General features: G+C 58.6%; 22 protein-coding genes. 13 read left to right on the forward strand and 9 right to left on the reverse strand.

Going from position 1 to position 18519, the window contains the following annotated elements:
- Positions 1 to 52: 52 nt before the first annotated feature.
- Positions 53 to 649: an exopolysaccharide biosynthesis protein gene (locus tag QEH57_RS10495; protein WP_309006692.1), complete on the forward strand. Its 597-nt coding sequence runs from the start codon at positions 53 to 55 to the stop codon at positions 647 to 649.
- Between the two features lie 20 nt (positions 650 to 669).
- Here QEH57_RS10495 and QEH57_RS10500 read toward each other — a convergent pair whose 3' ends face one another.
- Positions 670 to 1050: a DCC1-like thiol-disulfide oxidoreductase family protein gene (locus tag QEH57_RS10500; RefSeq protein ID WP_309006693.1), complete on the reverse strand. Its 381-nt coding sequence runs from the start codon at positions 1048 to 1050 to the stop codon at positions 670 to 672.
- 248 nt (positions 1051 to 1298) lie between these two features.
- Between QEH57_RS10500 and QEH57_RS10505 the strand changes: the two genes are divergently transcribed.
- Both QEH57_RS10505 and QEH57_RS10510 read left to right on the forward strand, forming a co-directional pair.
- On the forward strand, positions 1299 to 1814 hold the full coding sequence (locus tag QEH57_RS10505) for a hypothetical protein (protein ID WP_309006694.1): 516 nt from the start codon (positions 1299 to 1301) through the stop codon (positions 1812 to 1814).
- Positions 1815 to 1907: 93 nt separating this feature from the next.
- Entirely contained in the window at positions 1908 to 2498 is a 591-nt protein-coding gene (locus QEH57_RS10510; RefSeq protein WP_309006695.1) for a superoxide dismutase family protein, read from the forward strand.
- A 281-nt stretch (positions 2499 to 2779) separates the two neighbouring features.
- Here QEH57_RS10510 and QEH57_RS10515 read toward each other — a convergent pair whose 3' ends face one another.
- Entirely contained in the window at positions 2780 to 3271 is a 492-nt protein-coding gene (locus tag QEH57_RS10515; RefSeq protein WP_309006696.1) for a ferritin-like domain-containing protein, read from the reverse strand.
- 352 nt (positions 3272 to 3623) lie between these two features.
- On the opposite strand from QEH57_RS10515, the gene QEH57_RS10520 reads away from it, so the two are divergent.
- Genes QEH57_RS10520 through QEH57_RS10530 form a run of 3 tightly spaced genes read left to right on the forward strand, consistent with a single transcriptional unit; the run spans position 3624 to position 7641 of the window.
- Positions 3624 to 5381: a thiamine pyrophosphate-dependent enzyme gene (locus QEH57_RS10520; RefSeq protein ID WP_309006697.1), complete on the forward strand. Its 1758-nt coding sequence runs from the start codon at positions 3624 to 3626 to the stop codon at positions 5379 to 5381.
- 25 nt (positions 5382 to 5406) lie between these two features.
- Complete coding sequence (locus tag QEH57_RS10525) at positions 5407 to 6588, forward strand: hypothetical protein (RefSeq protein WP_309006698.1); 1182 nt, start codon at positions 5407 to 5409, stop codon at positions 6586 to 6588.
- Positions 6589 to 6609: 21 nt separating this feature from the next.
- Entirely contained in the window at positions 6610 to 7641 is a 1032-nt protein-coding gene (locus QEH57_RS10530; RefSeq protein WP_309006699.1) for a hypothetical protein, read from the forward strand.
- Positions 7642 to 7660: 19 nt separating this feature from the next.
- Here the strand turns inward: QEH57_RS10530 and QEH57_RS10535 are convergent, their stop codons facing one another.
- Both QEH57_RS10535 and QEH57_RS10540 read right to left on the reverse strand, forming a co-directional pair.
- Positions 7661 to 9031, reverse strand: a complete 1371-nt coding sequence (locus QEH57_RS10535; protein ID WP_309006700.1) for a sigma-54 dependent transcriptional regulator — start codon at positions 9029 to 9031, stop codon at positions 7661 to 7663.
- Positions 9032 to 9126: 95 nt separating this feature from the next.
- Positions 9127 to 9300, reverse strand: coding sequence for a DUF1328 family protein (locus QEH57_RS10540; RefSeq protein ID WP_309006701.1), 174 nt, complete (start codon positions 9298 to 9300; stop codon positions 9127 to 9129).
- Between the two features lie 280 nt (positions 9301 to 9580).
- On the opposite strand from QEH57_RS10540, the gene QEH57_RS10545 reads away from it, so the two are divergent.
- From QEH57_RS10545 to QEH57_RS10565, 5 genes are read left to right on the forward strand one after another with little or no spacing between them, the layout of a single operon-like run.
- Positions 9581 to 10411, forward strand: coding sequence for an STAS domain-containing protein (locus QEH57_RS10545; RefSeq protein WP_309006702.1), 831 nt, complete (start codon positions 9581 to 9583; stop codon positions 10409 to 10411).
- 20 nt (positions 10412 to 10431) lie between these two features.
- A complete protein-coding gene (locus QEH57_RS10550; protein WP_309006703.1) occupies positions 10432 to 10806 on the forward strand; it encodes an STAS domain-containing protein in 375 nt (124 codons plus the stop codon).
- A 46-nt stretch (positions 10807 to 10852) separates the two neighbouring features.
- A complete protein-coding gene (locus QEH57_RS10555; protein WP_309006704.1) occupies positions 10853 to 11209 on the forward strand; it encodes an ATP-binding protein in 357 nt (118 codons plus the stop codon).
- Positions 11206 to 12237 carry an ATP-binding protein gene (locus QEH57_RS10560; RefSeq protein WP_309006705.1) on the forward strand — a complete coding sequence of 344 codons (1032 nt, stop codon included), beginning with the start codon at positions 11206 to 11208 and terminating at the stop codon, positions 12235 to 12237. The genes QEH57_RS10555 and QEH57_RS10560 overlap by 4 nt, the downstream gene beginning before the upstream one ends.
- A gap of 9 nt (positions 12238 to 12246) precedes the next feature.
- A complete protein-coding gene (locus QEH57_RS10565; protein ID WP_309006706.1) occupies positions 12247 to 13896 on the forward strand; it encodes a sensor histidine kinase in 1650 nt (549 codons plus the stop codon).
- Between the two features lie 173 nt (positions 13897 to 14069).
- On the opposite strand, the gene QEH57_RS10570 is transcribed toward QEH57_RS10565, so the two are convergent.
- The 4 genes from QEH57_RS10570 to QEH57_RS10585 form a co-directional block, all read right to left on the reverse strand.
- Positions 14070 to 14615: a hypothetical protein gene (locus QEH57_RS10570; RefSeq protein WP_309006707.1), complete on the reverse strand. Its 546-nt coding sequence runs from the start codon at positions 14613 to 14615 to the stop codon at positions 14070 to 14072.
- Between the two features lie 99 nt (positions 14616 to 14714).
- Entirely contained in the window at positions 14715 to 15059 is a 345-nt protein-coding gene (locus QEH57_RS10575) for a DUF3618 domain-containing protein (protein WP_309006708.1), read from the reverse strand.
- Complete coding sequence (locus QEH57_RS10580) at positions 15040 to 15513, reverse strand: phage holin family protein (protein WP_309006709.1); 474 nt, start codon at positions 15511 to 15513, stop codon at positions 15040 to 15042. The genes QEH57_RS10575 and QEH57_RS10580 overlap by 20 nt, the downstream gene beginning before the upstream one ends.
- Before the next feature lie 20 nt (positions 15514 to 15533).
- The gene (locus QEH57_RS10585) at positions 15534 to 15986 is read right to left on the reverse strand and encodes a hypothetical protein (protein WP_309006710.1); all 453 of its coding nucleotides are present in this window, start codon (positions 15984 to 15986) and stop codon (positions 15534 to 15536) included.
- Between the two features lie 390 nt (positions 15987 to 16376).
- Between QEH57_RS10585 and QEH57_RS10590 the strand changes: the two genes are divergently transcribed.
- Entirely contained in the window at positions 16377 to 16658 is a 282-nt protein-coding gene (locus QEH57_RS10590; RefSeq protein WP_309006711.1) for a hypothetical protein, read from the forward strand.
- Between the two features lie 5 nt (positions 16659 to 16663).
- On the opposite strand, the gene QEH57_RS10595 is transcribed toward QEH57_RS10590, so the two are convergent.
- Positions 16664 to 17878 (reverse strand): phospholipase D-like domain-containing protein, encoded by a 1215-nt coding sequence (locus tag QEH57_RS10595; protein ID WP_309006712.1) that lies wholly within the window; start codon positions 17876 to 17878, stop codon positions 16664 to 16666.
- A 46-nt stretch (positions 17879 to 17924) separates the two neighbouring features.
- Here QEH57_RS10595 and QEH57_RS10600 point away from each other — a divergent pair, with 46 nt between their 5' ends.
- Positions 17925 to 18296: a DUF4112 domain-containing protein gene (locus tag QEH57_RS10600; RefSeq protein WP_309006713.1), complete on the forward strand. Its 372-nt coding sequence runs from the start codon at positions 17925 to 17927 to the stop codon at positions 18294 to 18296.
- Positions 18297 to 18519 lie beyond the last annotated feature (223 nt).

Here is an 18519-nt window from a genome sequence, read left to right on the forward strand (position 1 = left end):
CGAAGGACGAAGGCGAGGGAGGCTGGCGCGGGGACTGCGAGGGAAGCAAGCTATGGAAAATGCGATTTGCGATGAACCACCGAAGGGTCTGGAGGAGATGCTGGATCGGCTGATCGAGGCGGCAGACTCGGGGGAGTCGGTGACGGTGGAGTCGATGATGGAAGCCGTGGGACGGCGGTCCTTCGGGCCGATCGTGCTGTTGGTAGGGCTGGTCGCGATGTCTCCCTTGAGCGGCATACCGACGATTCCCTCGATCCTAGGGATCGTGGTGGTGTTGGTAGCGGGACAGCTATTGGTGGGACGAAAGCATTTTTGGATACCGAAGCGCCTGCTGCGGCGTTCGATTCCCTCCGACAAGTTCGCGAAGGCCTTGAAGGTGTTGCTGCCCGCCGGACGCTTCGTGGACCGATTTCTCAGGCCGAGACTGACTTTTCTAACCCGTGGTGGCGGGGCTTACTTGATGGCGGTGCTGTGCGTGTTGGTGGGGGCTACTATGCCGCCCTTGGAGCTGCTACCCTTTTTGGCGACGACGGCGGGCGCGGCTTTGACGGCCTACGGACTCGCCTTGATCGCCCATGACGGGATGCTCGCTCTGGTCGCCATCGGAGCGACCTTTGGAGTGGGATACCTTGCGGTGAGCGCCCTGTAGAGGGGGGCGATCGTGTTTCGCTAAAAGACCTTGGAGAAGGCGGAGCGGTGTTTGGCCACGAAGGCGTAGGCCCGTTCGCTCAGGGCCGCGAATCGGGGCGAACTGCGGTACCAGCGGTCCAGGAAGCGAAGTCGGGCGCTCTGCAGAGAGCGGAAGGCGGCCGCGGCGCCGGAGTAGATGTATCCATTTGGTTCGAACAGGTAGATGCGTTTCTGGAAATCGGGTCGGTAGGGCCCCGTCTTGGGATAGCCGCCGCTTTGGTAGGTACAGTCGTCGATCGCTCCCTTGGTCCAACGGCGCCAGGTGCGGACGCAGCGTTTGCAGAATCCGCAGTCGCCGTCCCACACCAGCAGCGGGCGTTCGAGCTGGGGGAAGGTGTACTTTTTTTCGGATACAGTCATTGCAAGGCGGCGGTCTGGCAGGGATATGGGCCGCAGAAGCTGCGCCAGCGTTTTAGGGCGACAAGCCCTAGGAGTTGCGAGCGAACTGAGAGGTCGGCGTGGCTAATCGCATCTTAGCGGCTTCGCTTTTATGCGATTTGCATTGCGGGCGGAGCGAGCGGGCTTGGCGCTGCGGGGGCGAATGGAAGGCTCTTGAGAATGAAGGCGGGGCGGAAGGAGGTTGGCATCGTAAATGCGTATCGCTGGGGATGAACAACGCGGATGAACTTAAGGGGCTCGTAGTGAAGGCGAACGAATTGTTGTGCCACGAACGAGCGGCAATCGAGGTTTACAGCCTGGCAGTAACCCTATTGGGCAGGGACTTGGGTTCGCCCGATTACGACGCGTTGCTGCAGCTGCACCAGGACCGGGCGGACTGCTTGATCGAATTGATCCAGCGAAACGGCGCCGAGCCAAGGTTGGAGGAAGTGGGCTGGAATCGTCCCCGTTCCGCGGTGTTGTGCGCGGCCACCTTGTACGACAGCGAGCCGCCTCAAGGTCAATTGCGCGAGTTCGAGTGCGAGATCGACGAGGCATGCCGCAAGGCTGCGGAGTTGCTCGGCGGGAGCTCGCAGTTGGGCCAGCTGTTGGGCGAGGACCTGTTTGTTGCAGGCGCAACGCTCGAATTGCTGGACGTCGTTGGCTTTCCGGAATCCGCCAAAGGGGCGAAGGGAAAAAGGAAGGCGAAGGAAGCGAAGGTTCCGGCCGAAGGATCGGTCGCTTAACGAAAGTTCCCCATCCGCAAGGCGGGCGGGAAGAATATCCTATCTACTAACGTGCAACCTAAACCTATTATTATCATGTTTATTCATCAACTTATGAAACGTTCTACCTGGCTGCGCTTCGCAGGCGCCTCTGCTGTTGCGGGAGCCGCCCTGTTGGCGGGCTGCAAGGGAGAACCTGTTAACGATCCTGTGAGCTCAGATGATGTGGACCCGAAGGTGCGTCGCATTGCGGAAGCTCGCTTGTCGCCTACGGAAGGAAATACGGCGGAGGGAGTCGTGACTTTCGTGCAGGAATCCGAGGGAATCCGGGTGATCGCGGATATACGAAATCTTTCTGTGAACGGCCGACATGGATTCCACATTCATGAAACGGGTGACTGCTCGGCGCCGGACGCGAGTTCGGCAGGAGGGCACTTCAACCCGAATAACGAAACGCACGCCGGCCCGATGGCCGACAAGCGTCACGTGGGAGACCTGGGCAATCTGGAAACCACCGAAGCGGGAAGCGCTATGTACGTGCGAGTGGACGAACATCTGCGCTTCGATGGTCCGGCTTCCATCATCGGCAAGGCCGTGGTGGTGCACGCCAACGCGGACGACTACCAGTCGCAACCTTCCGGCAATGCCGGACCGCGCATTGCCTGCGGCGTGATCGAATGGGTAGAAAAGCCCGAAGGGGAATAGGGCAAGGGAACATGATTATCTCTGATGTATGATGACGTTGCTCTGCGCCTCCGCGTTCGTTAGGGGCGAATGCGGCGCGTGCTGGAGCGACAGTTGAGCAAAGGTTGCTGCAAAAGCGCAGCGTTACCTAAAAGAGCCCGTCGACGTGAGTCGGCGGGCTTTCGTTTTTAGCGTATTCTGCTGGATGCTAGAGATGTGTCGCCCCTCGGTGATTTATTATTAATAAAAAAGCCCTGTCTCCGTTTGGGAGACAGGGCTCTGAGTTGGATTTTGCGATTAGATTATTGGTCGTTCGCGACGAGGTTGGCCTCGCCGATAGCGGCTCGGCTGAGGATCTCGTCGGCGGCCTTTTCTTCCTCGAGGGTTTCGTGCAGGAGGACGAATGCTTCGTCGTGCCCCATTTGCTTGGCCCAGGTGCAGAGGCAGCCGTAGGTGGCGATTTCGTAGTGCTCGATCTTTTGACCGGCGCAGACGATAGCGGCGTCGATCGCGGACGAGCCTTCGAAGTCGGAGAGCAGTTCCTCGGCTTCCTTTATCAAGCCCTTGGTCGCCTCGCAGGTATTGCGCTTTGCCTCGATGTCGAGGCTGGTGAATACCTTTTCGAGTCGGTTTACCTGCTCTTGCGTTTCGGCGAGGTGTTGCTCGAGTCCCGAACGCAGTTCCTCGGATTGGGCTGCTTTGATCTTTTTCGGCAAGGCCTCGAGGATGCGATGTTCCGCGTCGTAGGCGTCGCGGAGTTGGTCGATGAATAGTTCGTGTAGTTTAGTGTCCATAGCTTTTACTTTATGATTCCTTAGTTGGTTTCTGCTTGTCCCTAGGGTTTAGGGAGTGAGCTTGACGCTTTGCATACGCCATGCCGCAGGGAAGGGGCGGGGAGCCGGTGAGACGGCGAACTTTTTTTAGAGGCATTATCGCAGGCCGCGAGGGAGATGGAGACCGTGCCATTCTGCAGATGCTCGCTGTGCGGTTTGCATACTGGGTCCGGGGTCGCATGGGGCTTGTTATAAGCGTTGCGTGAGGGGAGGAGGCGTGGAGCTGCGGAGCTTTGGGAGTCGGGGCGCGTTTGGGAAAATTGGCAACGAACCTGCAGAAAGGTTTTAGGAAATATAAAAGGAAGGAATCAGTATGAGTAAAACCACGGCAGCGGACGTAATGATAGAGTGCTTGATAGATTGGGGGGTCGATATCGTGTTCGGCATGCCCGGCGATGGCATAAATGGTTTGATGGAAGCCCTGCGAACGCGTGAGGATAAAATACGTTTTATTCAGGTGCGGCATGAAGAGGCGGCCGCATTTATGGCGGTCGGATACGCCAAGTATACGGGACGGCTTGGGGTCTGCCTGGCAACCTCCGGACCGGGCGGAATCCATCTCCTGAACGGTTTGTACGACGCGAAGCTGGATGGCGCTCCGGTGCTGGCCATTACGGGGCATCACTTCCATGATTTGATCGACCAGCATTCCCAGCAGGATGTAAACTTGGACAAGGTTTTCATGGACGTGGCGGTCTATAATACCCGTATAATGGGACCGAAGCATGTGGAAGGGGTCACGCACCTGGCCTGTCGAAACGCCCTCGCGAAGCGAGGTGTGGCCCATATCAATTTCGCAGTCGATTTTCAGTCTATGCCCTTGGCGGCGGACACGGCTTCGAAGCGAAACGTGGATCGGTATTACCTCGCGAGGACGGGGCAGCGCCGGGAATTGCCTGCGGAGGAGCAGCTACGGAAAGCGGCTGCGGTTTTGAACAGCGGCAAGAAGGTTGTTATCCTCGCGGGGCAGGGAGCTCTGGGAGCGACCGACGAGCTGATCGCGATCGCTGAAAAGCTGGGCGCTCCTATTGTGAAAGCGCTTTTGGGTAAGGCCTGCGTGCCTGACGACCATCCCATGACCACGGGCGGTATCGGTCTTTTGGGTACGCTTCCATCGGAGGAGGCGATGCAAAATTGCGATACGCTCTTCATCGTGGGCAGCTCGTTTCCGTATATGGAATTTTTGCCGAAGGCGACGCAGGCGAAATGCGTGCAGATCGATATCGATGCGACGCGAATTGGTCTGCGTTTCCCGGCGGATGTCGGTTTGCTGGGAGACAGCGCCCGAACCTTAGCGGCTCTCCTGCCGCTGGTAGAGGAAAAGCAGGATCGCTCCTTCCTCGAGAAGGCTCAGAAGGCTAGCGCCGCATGGTGGGAACTGATGCAAAAGCGGGGCGAGCGCGAAGACGTTCCCATGAAACCGCAGGTCGTTGCTTGGGAGCTCGGAAAGCGGCTCGAGGAAAACGCGGTGGTAAGTTCCGACTCCGGCACGATCACTTCCTGGTGGGCGCGGCAGATCCAGGCCAAGCGAGGCCAGCTGTTCTCCCTTTCCGGCACTTTGGCGTCTATGGCGAACGGATTGCCGTACACCATTGCGGCGCAGCTCGCGTATCCAGATCGTCAATGCGTGGCCTTCGTGGGCGACGGTGGATTTTCGATGTTGATGGCTGAGTTCGCAACTGCCGTTCGCTACCGTTTGCCGATTAAGATTATCGTTATTTCCAACAACACGTTGGGTCAGATCAAGTGGGAGCAGATGGTATTTCTCGGAAACCCGGAATACGGCTGCGACCTGCATCCGATCGACTTCGCGAAGTTTGCGGAAGCCTGTGGCGGCAGAGGATTCAGGATCGAGGATCCGAAGGATTGTGGGCGTGTGCTCGACGAGGCGTTCGCGGTGGATGGCCCAGTGGTGATCGACGCGGTCGTCGATAAGCAGGAGCCGCCCTTGCCGGCTAAGATTGAGTTCGAGCAGGCGAAGCACTTTGCGGTGTCTATGGCGCGTGGAGAGAAGTATCGCTCCAGCATTATCAAGACAGTCGCCAAAAATCGTATCAAAGAAATGGTTTAATATAAAAAAAAGGAGTTTTAGAATTATGAATGCTATTAAAAATGAAAAGTCGCGCAGTGTTGCGGATTACTTGGAAGAACGAAACAAGCCGAACGAGGGGTGCCTGACTGTCGCCTTCGCTTGCGAAGGGGGCGGAAAGAATTACCAGCTGCACGCCAAGCGCTTGAAGAACCTGCTTAAGGAGCGGATCAGCGATTGGGAGCGTAAGGATGTTTTCTCGGAGGTACGGGAAGGAATCCTGGAACAGGGAAAGCGATTGGCGGAGAACGGCGACCTCTGGAGTGGCGACTACGAAGGCGTTTGTATACACGTATCGGATACGGAGGCGAATCTGATTAAGCTCTCGCGAGCGCCCCGCGAGGGATGTTGGGACGGGCATCGCTACCGTTTCCGTCCGGCAGCCGAGGGATTGGCGAGCCGACGGGAAATGTTAGCGTTGAGCTTGAGCTTCAAGAATCCGAAGCTGTATTCCTACGATGGAGAATCTGCGAGCGTGAGCGGCGAGATCGAATTGCCGGAAAGCGTGTATTCGTTCTCTGACGACGAAGTTTTGGACCAAGGTCAGCGCGCGCACGTGCGTCGCACGGGATCAGCCGGGGAGGGGGCTTCGCCGCAAATGGCCCGCCAAGGCGTGTCGCATGAGCAGTCGCAGCGGGACCTGAACGAGCCGGTTTTCCTGCGCGAGGTGAAGCATGCCTTGGAGTCGTGGGAAGAGGCGCGGTCGCTGCCGCTGGTGGTGATCGGCGACGAGTCGATCGTGTCGGAATTCCGCAAGCTCTACCGCCATGCTCAAGGAGATTTCCACACGGTTACGGACGAGCAGTCGCATCCTGACGAACGTGCGGTGGCCCGGATCTGCGCCCGGATCAGCCGGGAGGAATTCGCCAAGGAAACGGATAACGTTTTGCAGGAACTGAAGTCAGTCGATCCGGAGAACGACTTGTTCAACACCAACGTGAAGGAGATCGTGCGGGCGGCGGAAAGCGGCCGCGTGGCGGCTTGCGTCTTGGCGCGTGACGCTGAGATTTGGCTGAAGCGCGGCGGATTCGACGAACTGAAGTCCGCTTCCGCGGAAGATGGGCTCGAGGCTTTCGAGGCGCTCGACTGCATCTTTTGCGAGCTGGTCCGCAAGGGCGCAGAGGTCGCGGTGGTGGACGAGGAGAAGGTGCCCGGAGGGAAGTCCTTGGCGGCGCTTTTCCGCTGGTAGCCTGGCGGAGACTGATACGCGGTGAGCCAGCTCCTGGGAGGGTCTTTGCTTGCGAGCGTGGTCGTTTTCGCGATCTGCGCAGGCGTTATCGGGTACTTCGGGAGCCGGCTCGCGATATTGGCCGATCAGTTGGCGGATCGCACCGGGATCGGCGAAGCTTTGATGGGCGGGGTGGTGCTTGGGGCGGTCACCTCGCTCTCGGGGAGCGTCTTGTCGGTGAGCGCCGCATGGAGTGGCGACGCGGATTTGGCGCTGGGAAATGCTCTGGGAGGCATGGGCGCCCAGATGCTTTTTCTGGTGGTGGCGGACGTTTGCTACCGCGGGGTGAACCTCGAACACGCCGCGGCATCGGTGGAGAACATGATGCAGGGAGCGCTGCTGGTGTGCATGCTCTCGCTGCTATTGCTGGCGTCCTACGGACCGGAGTGGACGGTGTGGGGGGTGCATCCGGCTACGCCCTTGCTGTTGGTCGCGTACGTGGGTGGGATGGTATTGGTCAATCGTTCCAAGACGGACCCCATGTGGAAGCCGGTTCGCACTAGGGATACGCGGACGGACGAGCCGGAGTTGAGCAATCAGTCGTTGGAGTTGCGCAGCCTTTGTTTCCGCTTTGCGGGCCTGGCCATCGTTTTGGCGGTGGCGGGTTGGGCTATGCAGCGAGCGGCTTCGAGCATCGTGGAAGTGTCCGGAATGAACGTATTGATAATGGGGATACTGTTGACCTCGGTGGCGACTTCCTTGCCCGAGCTGGTTACTTCGGTGGCTGCGGTGAGGCGAGGGGCTTTGACCTTGGCGGTCAGCGGGATCTTGGGCGGGAATGCCTACGACTCGCTGTTCGCGGCTTTTTCCGACATAGCGTACCGCTCCGGCTCGATCTACCACGAGATGTCCCCGACTCTCAGCTTTTGGATAGCCGTGAACCTGTGCATGAGCGGGATCCTGATCATGGGCTTGCTCTCGCGCGAGCGCCGCGGGGTGGTGCGGATCGGCTTCGAGAGCGTAGGGGTCGGCTTGCTGTACTTGCTGGGAGTGGTGGCCCTGGTAATCGATTGAGGAGCGGGCGGCTCCGGAATCAGGTGTCGGCGGTTTCCAGTTCGGGATTCCGTTTCCGTTTGCGGTAGAGGGTGGTTTTGTTGATGCCCAATATTTCGGCGGCGTCCTGATAGTTGTCGGTCGAGTTGAGCACGCCGTTGATGTGGGCCTCCTCGACTTCCTCGAGGGTGAAGTGTCCGCCGATGGTGATATGGGAACGGCTGCTGCGGCCGTCGGCGGATTGGGAGCGTACCTCCATGGGCAGGTCGTCCAGCTCGATGGTCCCGCCGTCGCAGAGTATGAGGCAGCGTTCTATGAGGTTGTGCAGCTCCCGGATGTTGCCGGGCCACGAGTAGCTGAGGATTGCCGCAAGGGCGCTGTCGGAGAAGGTGCAGGCGTCGCCGCGGCCTTGGCGGCGGGCGTGGTGCTGGAGGAATGCTTGGGCGAGGCCCTTGATGTCGTGCGGGCGCTCGGCGAGCGGCGGCATGACGACCGAAATAACGTTCAAGCGGTAGAAGAGGTCCTCGCGGAAGCGTCCGTCCTGGGCGTCCTTCTGCAGGTCCTTGTTGGTGGCGGCGATGATGCGTACGTTGCCGGTGCGCGTCTTGGTTTCGCCGACCCGCTCGTACTGTCGCTCCTGGAGGAAGCGTAGCAGCTTGGCTTGGATTTCCAGGGGCAGGTCTCCGATTTCGTCGAGGAAGAGGGTGCCTCCGTCGGCGGCTTCGATCTTGCCCCAGGTGTCCTTGACGGCTCCGGTGAAGGCGCCTTTGACGTGGCCGAACAGCTCGCTCTCGAGCAGTTCCTTGGAAAGGCTGGGGCAGTGGACGACGACGAAGGGGTTCTTCGATCGTTTGCTTAGGCTATGTATCCGTTTTGCAAGGACAGTCTTGCCGGTGCCGCTGGGGCCGAGGATGAGTACGGTGGCGTCGGAAGGGGCGGCGCGTTCGGTGAGGCGGTAGATCGCCTGCATGGACTTGTCCTGCGATTCGAAGAGGGCGGGCGGCGCGGATTCGGAAACCTCCGTCTTCAGTTCCTCGACCTTGGATTCGAGGGAGAGGTTTTTGCCGACGCGGTCGAGGGCTTGGCGTATCTGCTCCGGCACGAAGGGCTTGAGCACGTAATCGAAGACGCCCTTCTTGGTGGCTTCGATCGCCGTGGAGATGGAGGAGAAGGCGGTGAAGATGATGATGGGCATCTCGAAGCCTTCGGAGCGAATCTTGTCGTAGACTTCGAGGCCGTTTTCCGGGCCTAGGCGCAGGTCGAGGAAGATGACGTCGACCTTGTTTTCCTCGAGTTTTCGGATGGCTTGGCTGCCGCTGTAGGCGGAGAAGGCCTGATGTCCCATAGCCCTGAGGGCGATGGAGGTGGTTTTGTGGATATTGGCTTCGTCGTCTACGATCAGTACTTTCATGAAGGAATAGGAGGATACTTAAAGAAAAGGAGCAGGCGTGCCGATAACTTTCGTTCCCGGCACGCTCATTCGGTTCATTGCTAGTGTGACCGCTCTCAGCGGGGCGTTTTTCCGCGGATGGCGCCGGCTGCGAAAGATACTACAAGCAGTACGAGGAATACGAAGAAGAGTATCTTCGCGACGCCTGCCGCTGCTCCGGCGATTCCGGTGAATCCGAGCAAGCCTGCGATGATCGCGACGACGAGAAAAGTAAGTGTCCAAGATAACATAGTTTTGTGGGTTAGGTGGTTGGTTTTAGGTTCGGGCTTATGTTTGCGATTTCCGCGCCAAGTCCTTTGGCGATAGGGCGAACGGAGCCTGTGGAGGGGGAGCGGAGGTGACTTTGGGAGGCGAATTTTTTAGGAGGCCGCAAAGCAGGTTTTTGCGTGGTGCAAAATGCACTGCGGAAGTGCAAATCGCATTTAAATTTTCGTGCATTTTGTATAAAGACAGTTGGACAATGCTCTCGCTTTTTGTAGGTCTTTGCTCATTGGGATTATGAAAAAAATTATGGAATTACTATCGGGCGACGTTTCGGGTGTATTGTCGAAATGGATATCACTTCAGCGTAACGATGAGAGCAGTTCGCTTTCTATTCCGGAAGACGAGGTGGTTTCGCAATCGACTGATTTCTTCAAGCTGTTCGTGCGGGCAGTAGCGTCGGGCAAGACGGATATAAACGATCCGGCATGGGACGAGACCTTGACGATGCTGCGGGAGGTCGCGATCTATCGCGGCCAGCGCGGGTTGAAGCCGGCGGAGACGGCGACCTTCGTGCTTTCCTTGAAGGAGGCGCTTTTCGAGGTCTTGTTGGAGAAGGGACGTTCCAAGAATTTGCTGGAGGACCTTTGGAGCGTGACGGTGTGCGTGGACAAGCTCGGCTTGTTCGTGATGAGCATCTTTATCGAGAAGCGCGAGGACGTTATCGAGCGCCAGCAGGAAGAGCTGCTAGAGGTATCGACTCCGGTGGTCGAGCTGTGGGACGGAGTGCTGGCCTTGCCGGTGATCGGGACCTTGGACAGTTCCCGGGCCCAGGTGGTGATGGAAGGTTTGCTGGACGCGATCGTACAGTTCGAAGCGAAGATCGCGATCATCGACATCACGGGCGTGCCGGCGGTGGATACGCAGACGGCGCAGCACCTCTTGAAGACGGTGACGGCTGCGGAGCTGATGGGAGCGGAGTGCTACATCAGCGGAGTGCGTCCCCAGATCGCCCAGACGATCGTGCAGCTGGGGCTGGACCTGGGAGGGATGCAGACGAAGGGCTCGCTCATGAGCGCCTTCCAGCAGTCTCTGAATCGGCTAGGTTTGAGTATCCAAAAAATTGATAACAAGGGTTAGGGAGGGTAGCTCGAAAATTGATGCAGAACAACATTCCTATTTTGAAGCTGGGCGACTTCCTCCTCGTGACGATCCAGATGGACGTGCACGATCGGACGGCCTTGCAGCTGCAGGACGACTTGACCAACGAAATTTCGAAGCGTCGCTCCAAGGGAGTGTTGATTGATATTTCGAACCTGGAGGTAGTGGATTCTTTCATGGGGCGGGTCTTGTCTGACATTGCCTCGATGGCTAAGGTCTTGGACGCGGAGACGGTGGTGGTGGGGATGCGTCCCGCGGTCGCCATGACGTTGGTGGAGCTCGGCCTCTCGCTTCCCAGCGTGGTCACTGCCTTGAACTTGGAGCGAGGAATGGAGCTATTGACGCAGCGTCTGGGAAGAAAGGGTAATGGGTAACGAGGAGAGCTTTCGTGAGTCCCTGCGGTTGCGGAGCGATAAAGATGTGAGCAAGGCGCGAGTGTTGATATCGCAATGGGCGGTGCGGCAAGAGTTTAGCGTTATCGAAAGGACTCGGGCGATGACTGCGGTGAGCGAGATCGCGCGCAATTGCGTGGTTTACGCGGGCGGCGGCACTATGTACGTGAGCTCTCTCTATCACGAGGGAGCTCCTGGCTTCCGTATCCAGATTGTGGATCAGGGGCCGGGGATTCCGGATGTGGACCAGTCCATGAAGCGGGGCTACAGTACCGGTGGCGGTCTGGGGCTCGGAATGGAAGGGGCCCGCAACCTGTGCCGCGCCTTTCGGGTGGAGAGCAATGCGGGAGCGGGGACTACCATCACGATGGACTACTGGAAATGAAACCGGGATCGTTGATTGAAATTGAAGAGAAGAGCCGAATCTCGCAAGCGCGGCGCCGGGCGAAGGCAGCGGCGAAGGCGCTAGGCTTTTCGGAGGTCGATCGCGAACGGGTGGGGATAGCGGTCACGGAGGCGGTCGCGAACGTGCTCAGGCACGCGGGGCGTGGGCATTTCTTGTTGCAGCCCTTGGAGGAGGCTGAGGAGTTGGCCGCGATCGTATGGGATGAGGGGCCGGGGATTTCGAATCTTGGCCAGTGCATGAGCGACGGGTACTCGTCGGCCGGCGGGCAGGGCATAGGGCTGGGGGCGATGAAGCGCCAGTCCGATACCTTCGATCTTTATTCGCCGCCGGAGGGCGGCCTGGTGGTGGCGATGAGCTTTCGCAAACGATGCTCTTTGAAACCTGAAACGCCTCCAAAGCGTGCATTGTGGGATGCGTTTGCGACGTGCCTGCCGATGCCGGGACAAACCGTTTCGGGGGATGCGTGGGCGATTCGGGAGTGGACCCGGGGCCTCAAGATCCTGCTGGTCGACGGGCTAGGCCACGGGCCGAAGGCGAATTTGGCAGCGAGCCGGGCGGTGGACTGCTTTTCCGAGGTGTATGCGGAGGATGGCGAGTCCGTAATGCTTGCCCTGAATGAAGCTCTCAGGGGAACGCGTGGCGCGGTTGCTGCGGTTGCTGAAGTGGATAGGCTGTCAGGGACAGTTCGATACACCGGTATGGGCAACATCTACGGACGATTATTTACAGCTACTGAGTCTACGCAGCTGCTCTCCATGAGTGGAACGATTGGTTACCACATGAGGGCGCCGCGCAGCTTCGAGTACCCGTGGACGGAAGACAGCATGATCGTGATGCACTCGGACGGGGTCGGGAGCCGGTGGGATTTCTCGAAGTTTCCAGGACTGGCGTTTTCCCGCAGTTCGCTGGTCGCCGGAGTGCTGGCAGGAGGATTTCGCAAGCTTTCGGACGACAGTTCGATCGTTTGCGTCAAGTTGCGGGCGGAAGAGGAGGGAATCGCCTCCTAGCGAGTTAAGATGCCGCACAACGCTGCCAGTCGCTACACGCTTGTCTCCTCGCTGATCGACAGCGAGGAAGACCTCGCTGCGAGTCGCCGCTGGGCCAAGCTGATCGCGGAGAAGCTGGGCTTGGACCCGTCTACCCAGACCCGCCTTTCCACGGCGGTGTCCGAGGTTTCCAGGAACGCCCTGAGCTATGGCGGCGGCGGGCGAATCGTTTTCCAGCTCGATACGATTAGCAATCCGCAGGAGCTGGCTGTTTTCGTGGAGGACGACGGGACCCAGCCGGACGAGGTGCAGCGTCGCATTCTCTCGCGCAAAGGCTTGGGAGTGGGGCTATCAGGGAGCCGCCGCCTCGTTTCCCGTCTGGAGGTGGATGCATCCAAGGGCGGAGGCACCTTGGTGAAGCTTTACTTGACCCTGCCTGATTCGCTGAAGCGTTTTACCTTGAACGACGCCAGCAACATTCGAGACGAGATCTTGAGTTCGGGGGACCTGAATCCCTTGGCCGAGTTGAAGCGGCAGAACCAGGAGCTCTTGGCTTCGCTCCAGTTGATCGAGAATCAGAAGCAGAAGCTCGCCCAGTTCAACAAGGAGCTGCGCGAGGCGGAGGAGCGTCAGCGGCGGACGGCGGAGAAGATGCAGGCGATCTTGGAGAACCTGCCGGACTCCATCGTGTTGTACGGCCCCGATTGCGAATTTGAATACAGCAACGGCCCGGCCAAGACCTTGGCCAGCTTGGGGGAGTCGGACGTTCCCTTCGGCTTGGATTCGGTTTTCGAGGAAGCCATCAAGTCGGGAAAGGACTACTTTCCGGAAGGGCCGGGGAGTTTGTTGCAGGAGAAGGTGAACGGCGAGGACCGTTATTTTCTACCTCGGGTAATTAACTTCCTAGGCTCCGGCGGCACGGCTCGCGGGGCCTTGCTGCTGCTGCGCGACGTCACGGACATGCGCTTGCTCGACGATCTGAAGATGGACTTGCTCGGAACCTTGAGCCACGAGATCAAGGGGCCGGTGACTTCCATCCGCATGGCGGTGCTGCTGCTGCTCGACAGGGCTCTGGGCGAGCTGAACGACGATCAAAAGGAACTGGCGGAAACGGCTAAGTCGGAGATCGAGCGCTTGCTGCGTTTGCTGAACAACCTGCTGGACGTGCAGCGCTTTTCCAGCGGCGGCTATAGTTTGCAGCGGGTCTATTGTACGGTCGCCGACGTGGTTGCGCGTTCGACTAGCGAAATGCGCCGGGACGCGGAGAAGCGCGGCATCGCTCTGGAGGACCGCACGGAGCAGTGCTCCACGGAGGACCTTTTCGTCGACCAGGAGCGCATTATATACGCTCTCAACAACTTGCTCTCGAACGCGATCAAGCATTCGGAGTCGGGGCAGACGGTTACCCTGACTGCCGAGAGGGACGCTTCGGGAAAAAGCATTCGTCTCGGTGTGAGGGACGAAGGCTCTGGCATTCCCAAGCGCTACCAACAGCTCATCTTCAATCGCTATGCCAAGGCTCCGGGTAACCGGAGGCCGGGGATCGGCCTAGGGTTGACCATCGCTCGTGACTTTGCTCGGGCCCATGGGGGTGACATCGGTGTCGAGAGCGACGAGGGCAAGGGTAGCCATTTCTATATCGAACTCCCCTTGGGGCGCGAGGAAGTCCCGGAGGATTGAGGCTCGCTGCCGCGGTCCGCGGTGGCAGCAAAAAGCCGACGCCCGCAGCGTTGCGGTACGTCGGCCTGAAAAGGTTAGAGCGTTTTTCGCTTAGTTAATCGTACTGTGTGATAAGGGAGAGGCGGCGTGCCTTATGCGAATGATCAAACGAAAATGCACTAGCAAATCAGCGGCTAGCTCTGCTTAGCGTTTTCCCCTGCGGACGCTTCTTCGTCGGCGCCGAGTTCCTTCTGGAAGGTATCGGTGGCGGCTTCCGTGGCAGCTTCGGCGGCGTGCAGGGTCTCGCGCTTCGCTTCTCCCGCTGCGTGGCGGAGCTTTTGTCCCGAGGAAGCCAGAGCTTCCTTTTCCTTGCGGGAACGAGGCAGGGCCATGCCGATGGCTACGCCGGCGACGACGGCGCCTGCGAGGTAAGCGAGCGGGTGGCGCTCGAAGGAGCTTTGCACTGCTTGTTTCGCTTTGGTCCCTTGCAGGGCAGCCTGCTCCTTAAGCTCGACGTAGCGCTGCTTGGCGGCTTCGGAAGACTCGGAAATGCGCTGCTTCGTCTTTCCTGCGAATTCGGAAGCGGCAGCTCCCGCTTGGCTCTTGGCGTCGTGAATCTTGGTGGAGGCCTTCTCCATAATGCCTGGAGATGCGCTCTTCTTGTCGGCGGTCGCGATCTGCTTTTCGCTGTCGGCCCAATCTTCTTCGTGTGGCAAGGTCGTGGTGGTTTCTTCTCTCATGGTCTCGTGGGTTTATTTGGTTATAATATTAATATATTGGGTGGGAGCCTCTATAGGCCTCTCGTTGATTTAAGTCGTATTCGAAATCTGGATGCGTCGTCAGCGTACCGGAGGTGCGGGGGCTTCTTTCTTTTTGTCCTTGCTCGTGTAGGCGGCGAAAAGGGCCACGCCGGCCACCAGCGCCAGAAGGGGAAACGGGTTCTCCTTGGTCTTGCGGGTAAACTCCGCAGCGTAGGCCTTGCTCTTCTGGTTGAGCTTTTCGACGAGTTGCTCGGAGTACTCGTTCACGTACTCTTCCATCAAGCGCTTGGGTTGCAGCTCTTCGCTGATCTCGTCGATGGTGTGGGACATGCGAGCCCGGGTCGCGGTGATTTGCCTTTGCAATTGCATGCTGCTGCTTTCCTGGGGCTCGTCTCCGGTGCTATTAAAATTTTCTTGTATCATTTTTTATGTCTCCCGCTTTTCTGGATATCCACTCCGCATGGTCCTCTAGGGTGGCTAGAGTGCGGTCGGGAATCAGGTCTTCTGGCTTTAGGGCTTTCTTGTTCTTCGCGACGAGTACGCCTCCGACGATTCCAAGCAGGACCGCCAAGCCGAGGGTTGAAACGGCCGCGGCCGCCGGGTAGCTCATGACCTCCGGCGCCAGGAAGTAGATAATCGTCAAGTCGATGCCGAGCAGAAGCATGAAGGCGCTGGCCCCTGCGACTACAAAGCCGATCAAGGTTCGGCGCAGTGCGGTGGAGGCGTTGTTGACGTTTTCCGCAAGCTCGATTCGCAGCAGCTGGGTGGTGGTCCGCAGCAAGTGCACGAACTCGTCCTTGAGGTCTCCCGCGAGGTCGATGAGGGAGGTCTTGCCAGATCCTCGCTGCTCGGAGGGGTCTGTGGTTTGGTGTATCATGGTAACGAAAGAATGTTTTCCTAGTTGCTTGTATCGCTCTCGTCTCGGGCGCTGCAGATCACGCGTCCGGCAAGGAAGCCGACGGCGACGGCTGCGCCGAGAGCGAGGAAAGGTGCGCGGCGTACGCGTTCGGTGGCCTGGTCGGCAAGCTGCTCCGGCGGCGTGTTCTTGATATAGTCGGCGGAGCTCTTGATCTGCTCGGCAAGGTTGGCGGTGATCTTGGCCGTTTCTTCTTCCGAGTCGGATTCCAAGCTTTCGGAGGCCTTGTTGAGCGCGGAGTGGTAGCGGCCTAGCTTCTGGGAGAGGCTTTCTTGGGCCTGCTTGCTGAGGGCTTTGGATTTCTTTTCCAAAACTTCGCGCAGTTCGCGCTTACGCTCTGCGAGCCAGTCGGAGTTCGAGCGCTCCGCGCTATGGGTAGTGTGGTTGCTGTCTTCGATATCCGTTTCTGGCTCAGTGGTCGTGTTGTGATTCATTTTATTTTTCGATTGGTGGTTTGTTTTAATGAGGGGTGCTAAGCGGGCGCGTCGGCCGCTCTTTGTTTAATACTTGCAATACTTTAAGCACAGTGGATGCCGGTGATTTTTGCTATTTGTGTAAGTGTCTCGTGCTGAGTGTTATATATATATGAAATAATTCTGGAGCCAATGGGTGAGGGAGGGGAGCGACTGCACAAGGCCTCGTTTGGGAGCAGCGTTTTGCATATTGCAATTAGGAGGGGAATTTCCACGAGGCGATCGATGTAGTTGAAGATGGATACGTTGTTTCGTTGAGAGGAGGGAAGAGGGCGTGGGATTGCCTAGGGGGACGGGCGGCGGGAGAGCTTCGCGCTTAAGATCCGTCGCTTGGCGCCGATCTGTGAGCCTATGGAAAATGGGTCTGCAGGTCGTTCGCTTCACAGTCGCTCCTTAACCGCTCTGATGGGAGCGGCGCTGCTTTTGGCTGCCTACGTGACGAGCTCGAGCGTGTGGCTGGACCTGGGCATGGCCCTGCTCGGGGCTGTAGCGTGCCTTGCCGGGCTGAGCGGCAGTTCCCGTTCCTTCCTGCCAAGCCGCAAGATGGCTGAGCGGCTGGACGCCGTCCTTTTCGCCGTGAGCGACGGGGTGCAAGCCTTGGACGCTTTGGCGGCTCGCAAGCGATTGTTCTAGGCCGGCTAGAGTTGCTCCTTGAAGAGCATCAGGAATTTTCGGGCGATGAGTTTGACGACGTTGGGTCGCTTGATGCTACGGGGATCGATGGGCTCGCTAAGGGCCAAGTCTTGGGCGAAGTGTTGGTCGAGCGTGGCGGCTAGTTCGCGATCGTGCACGATCATGGCGACTTCGAAGTCTTTCTTGCGCGAGCGTTGGTTAAAGTTGGGGGAGCCGACGCAGCTGACGGCCTTGTCCACGCGAATGACCTTGGCGTGTATCATGGATCGCTGGTAGCGATATATTTCGATGTTTGGAATGTTGATGAGGCCTTCTATGCACTCGTCGGCGACGAGGTTCTCGAAGCGCTTGTCGATCTTCTGTCCGGGGAGAAGGATTTGGATGGATACGCCCTGTTCGGCTTTCAGCTTCAGCAGCTTGAGGGTGGAGGGGCGGATGTTGAAGTAGGGAGTGGTTAGGGTGAGTCGTTTCTTGGCGCCTAGTATCAGAGCTTCGAATACGAGCTCCATCTCGCTTTGGTGAGTGGCGGGAGCGGAGCGGGCGACGAGTATTTTACTTTTTCCGGGCGAATCCAAGGGGGGCGGGAAGGACTCGAACTCGGGTAGGCGTTCGCCTTCGATGTCGATCCAGTTGTTCCAGAAGGCGCCGCAGAGTCCGGCTACGGCAGGGCCGACGATGCGGAAATGCGTTTCGCGCCATTCGCTGGAGTCGTTGGCGTCTCCCTCCCATTCTTCGGCGATGCCGACGCCTCCGGTGAAGCCAACGGTGTTGTCGGTGACGAGTACTTTTCGGTGGGTGCGCTTGTCGTAGTCCCAGATTCTGAAGCGAAGCGGACGGAACCATTTCACCTGGGCCCCCGCATCCTGCATGCGCTTGACGTAGGATTTGTTTGTCTTGGCGGCTCCGTGGGCGTCCAGCAGCACTCGAACGGTGACGCCTTCCTGGGCCTTGCGGGCTAGCAGCCGCGAGAATTGGTCGGCGATGTCGCCGGTCCAGTAGACGTAGGTTTCGAAGAGGATGGACTCTTTTGCGTCGCGGATGGCCTCGAGCATGGCGGGGAAGATCTGGTCGCCGTTGAGGAGCGCTTCGATCTTGTTGCCCGTGGTGAAGGGGACTCCGATCATGTGCTCGAGGAAGCGGAGTTGGTCGTCGTAGGATCGCGGGTCCGACTGGTCTGAGAGGGTGGTGGCGTTGTCTTCTTGGATTTGTGGAGGAGGCATGCTTGGTTTCGTTGGAAGTTGGCGCTGCAGTTGCGAGAGGGAGTTTATGATTAGCAAAATTGGAGCGCAGGAGGAGGGGAGCGGGGACGCTCGGGAGCGTGTATTAGAACGGCTCGATCGTATATCTCGGTTTTACGATTCGGCCTTTGCGATTCCCGGCACCAAATATCGGATTGGCTGGGACAGCATCTTCGGATTGGTCCCGGGAGTGGGCGACGTGATCGGGGTGGCTCCATTGGCGTATTATATAAAAGTGGCACATCGTTATAATATGGGGACGGGTGTGTACTTGCGTTTAGTGGCGAATCAGGGAGTGGACTTCCTGCTGGGTAGCGTGCCGTTGGTGGGCGATCTGTTCGATTGGGGGTTCAAGGCCAATGTCAGGAACGCCAAGATTTTGAGATCCCGTCTGCGTTGAGTGTTAGGTTGCGTCTTTCATTCTTCAGGAAACGCGCCAGATCGAGGAGGACCCTCCGCTTCGAGGGAATGCCGCCTGCCTGCGGGCGTTACTGCGCGTAAGGCGCTGTGAGTGGTTGGGTGTGAAGTTGCGTTTTGCCCTCTGGAAGGTCTGCGTGGTGCAATGCGCATTCAGAAAGGACCGGTTTTGCTGGGTGGGGCGGGGTGGCGCGAAACTGGCGAGT

The sequence above is a fragment of the Pelagicoccus sp. SDUM812005 genome (genome assembly GCF_031127875.1).
GTDB lineage: Bacteria > Verrucomicrobiota > Verrucomicrobiia > Opitutales > Opitutaceae > Pelagicoccus.

What these genes read in the sequence shown, in the direction of transcription:
- QEH57_RS10520 (WP_309006697.1), top strand. Translation starts at nt 3,624, where the DNA reads ATGAGTAAAACCACGGCAGCGGACGTAATGATAGAGTGCTTGATAGAT.
- QEH57_RS10560 (WP_309006705.1), top strand. Translation starts at nt 11,206, where the DNA reads ATGAAACCGGGATCGTTGATTGAAATTGAAGAGAAGAGCCGAATCTCG.
- QEH57_RS10505 (WP_309006694.1), top strand. Translation starts at nt 1,299, where the DNA reads ATGAACAACGCGGATGAACTTAAGGGGCTCGTAGTGAAGGCGAACGAA.
- QEH57_RS10565 (WP_309006706.1), top strand. Translation starts at nt 12,247, where the DNA reads ATGCCGCACAACGCTGCCAGTCGCTACACGCTTGTCTCCTCGCTGATC.
- QEH57_RS10570 (WP_309006707.1), bottom strand. Translation starts at nt 14,615, where the DNA reads ATGAGAGAAGAAACCACCACGACCTTGCCACACGAAGAAGATTGGGCC.
- QEH57_RS10580 (WP_309006709.1), bottom strand. Translation starts at nt 15,513, where the DNA reads ATGATACACCAAACCACAGACCCCTCCGAGCAGCGAGGATCTGGCAAG.
- QEH57_RS10595 (WP_309006712.1), bottom strand. Translation starts at nt 17,878, where the DNA reads ATGCCTCCTCCACAAATCCAAGAAGACAACGCCACCACCCTCTCAGAC.
- QEH57_RS10500 (WP_309006693.1), bottom strand. Translation starts at nt 1,050, where the DNA reads ATGACTGTATCCGAAAAAAAGTACACCTTCCCCCAGCTCGAACGCCCG.
- QEH57_RS10550 (WP_309006703.1), top strand. Translation starts at nt 10,432, where the DNA reads ATGCAGAACAACATTCCTATTTTGAAGCTGGGCGACTTCCTCCTCGTG.
- QEH57_RS10600 (WP_309006713.1), top strand. Translation starts at nt 17,925, where the DNA reads ATGATTAGCAAAATTGGAGCGCAGGAGGAGGGGAGCGGGGACGCTCGG.
- QEH57_RS10590 (WP_309006711.1), top strand. Translation starts at nt 16,377, where the DNA reads ATGGAAAATGGGTCTGCAGGTCGTTCGCTTCACAGTCGCTCCTTAACC.
- QEH57_RS10575 (WP_309006708.1), bottom strand. Translation starts at nt 15,059, where the DNA reads ATGATACAAGAAAATTTTAATAGCACCGGAGACGAGCCCCAGGAAAGC.
- QEH57_RS10515 (WP_309006696.1), bottom strand. Translation starts at nt 3,271, where the DNA reads ATGGACACTAAACTACACGAACTATTCATCGACCAACTCCGCGACGCC.
- QEH57_RS10540 (WP_309006701.1), bottom strand. Translation starts at nt 9,300, where the DNA reads ATGTTATCTTGGACACTTACTTTTCTCGTCGTCGCGATCATCGCAGGC.
- QEH57_RS10525 (WP_309006698.1), top strand. Translation starts at nt 5,407, where the DNA reads ATGAATGCTATTAAAAATGAAAAGTCGCGCAGTGTTGCGGATTACTTG.
- QEH57_RS10495 (WP_309006692.1), top strand. Translation starts at nt 53, where the DNA reads ATGGAAAATGCGATTTGCGATGAACCACCGAAGGGTCTGGAGGAGATG.
- QEH57_RS10585 (WP_309006710.1), bottom strand. Translation starts at nt 15,986, where the DNA reads ATGAATCACAACACGACCACTGAGCCAGAAACGGATATCGAAGACAGC.
- QEH57_RS10510 (WP_309006695.1), top strand. Translation starts at nt 1,908, where the DNA reads ATGAAACGTTCTACCTGGCTGCGCTTCGCAGGCGCCTCTGCTGTTGCG.
- QEH57_RS10545 (WP_309006702.1), top strand. Translation starts at nt 9,581, where the DNA reads ATGGAATTACTATCGGGCGACGTTTCGGGTGTATTGTCGAAATGGATA.
- QEH57_RS10535 (WP_309006700.1), bottom strand. Translation starts at nt 9,031, where the DNA reads ATGAAAGTACTGATCGTAGACGACGAAGCCAATATCCACAAAACCACC.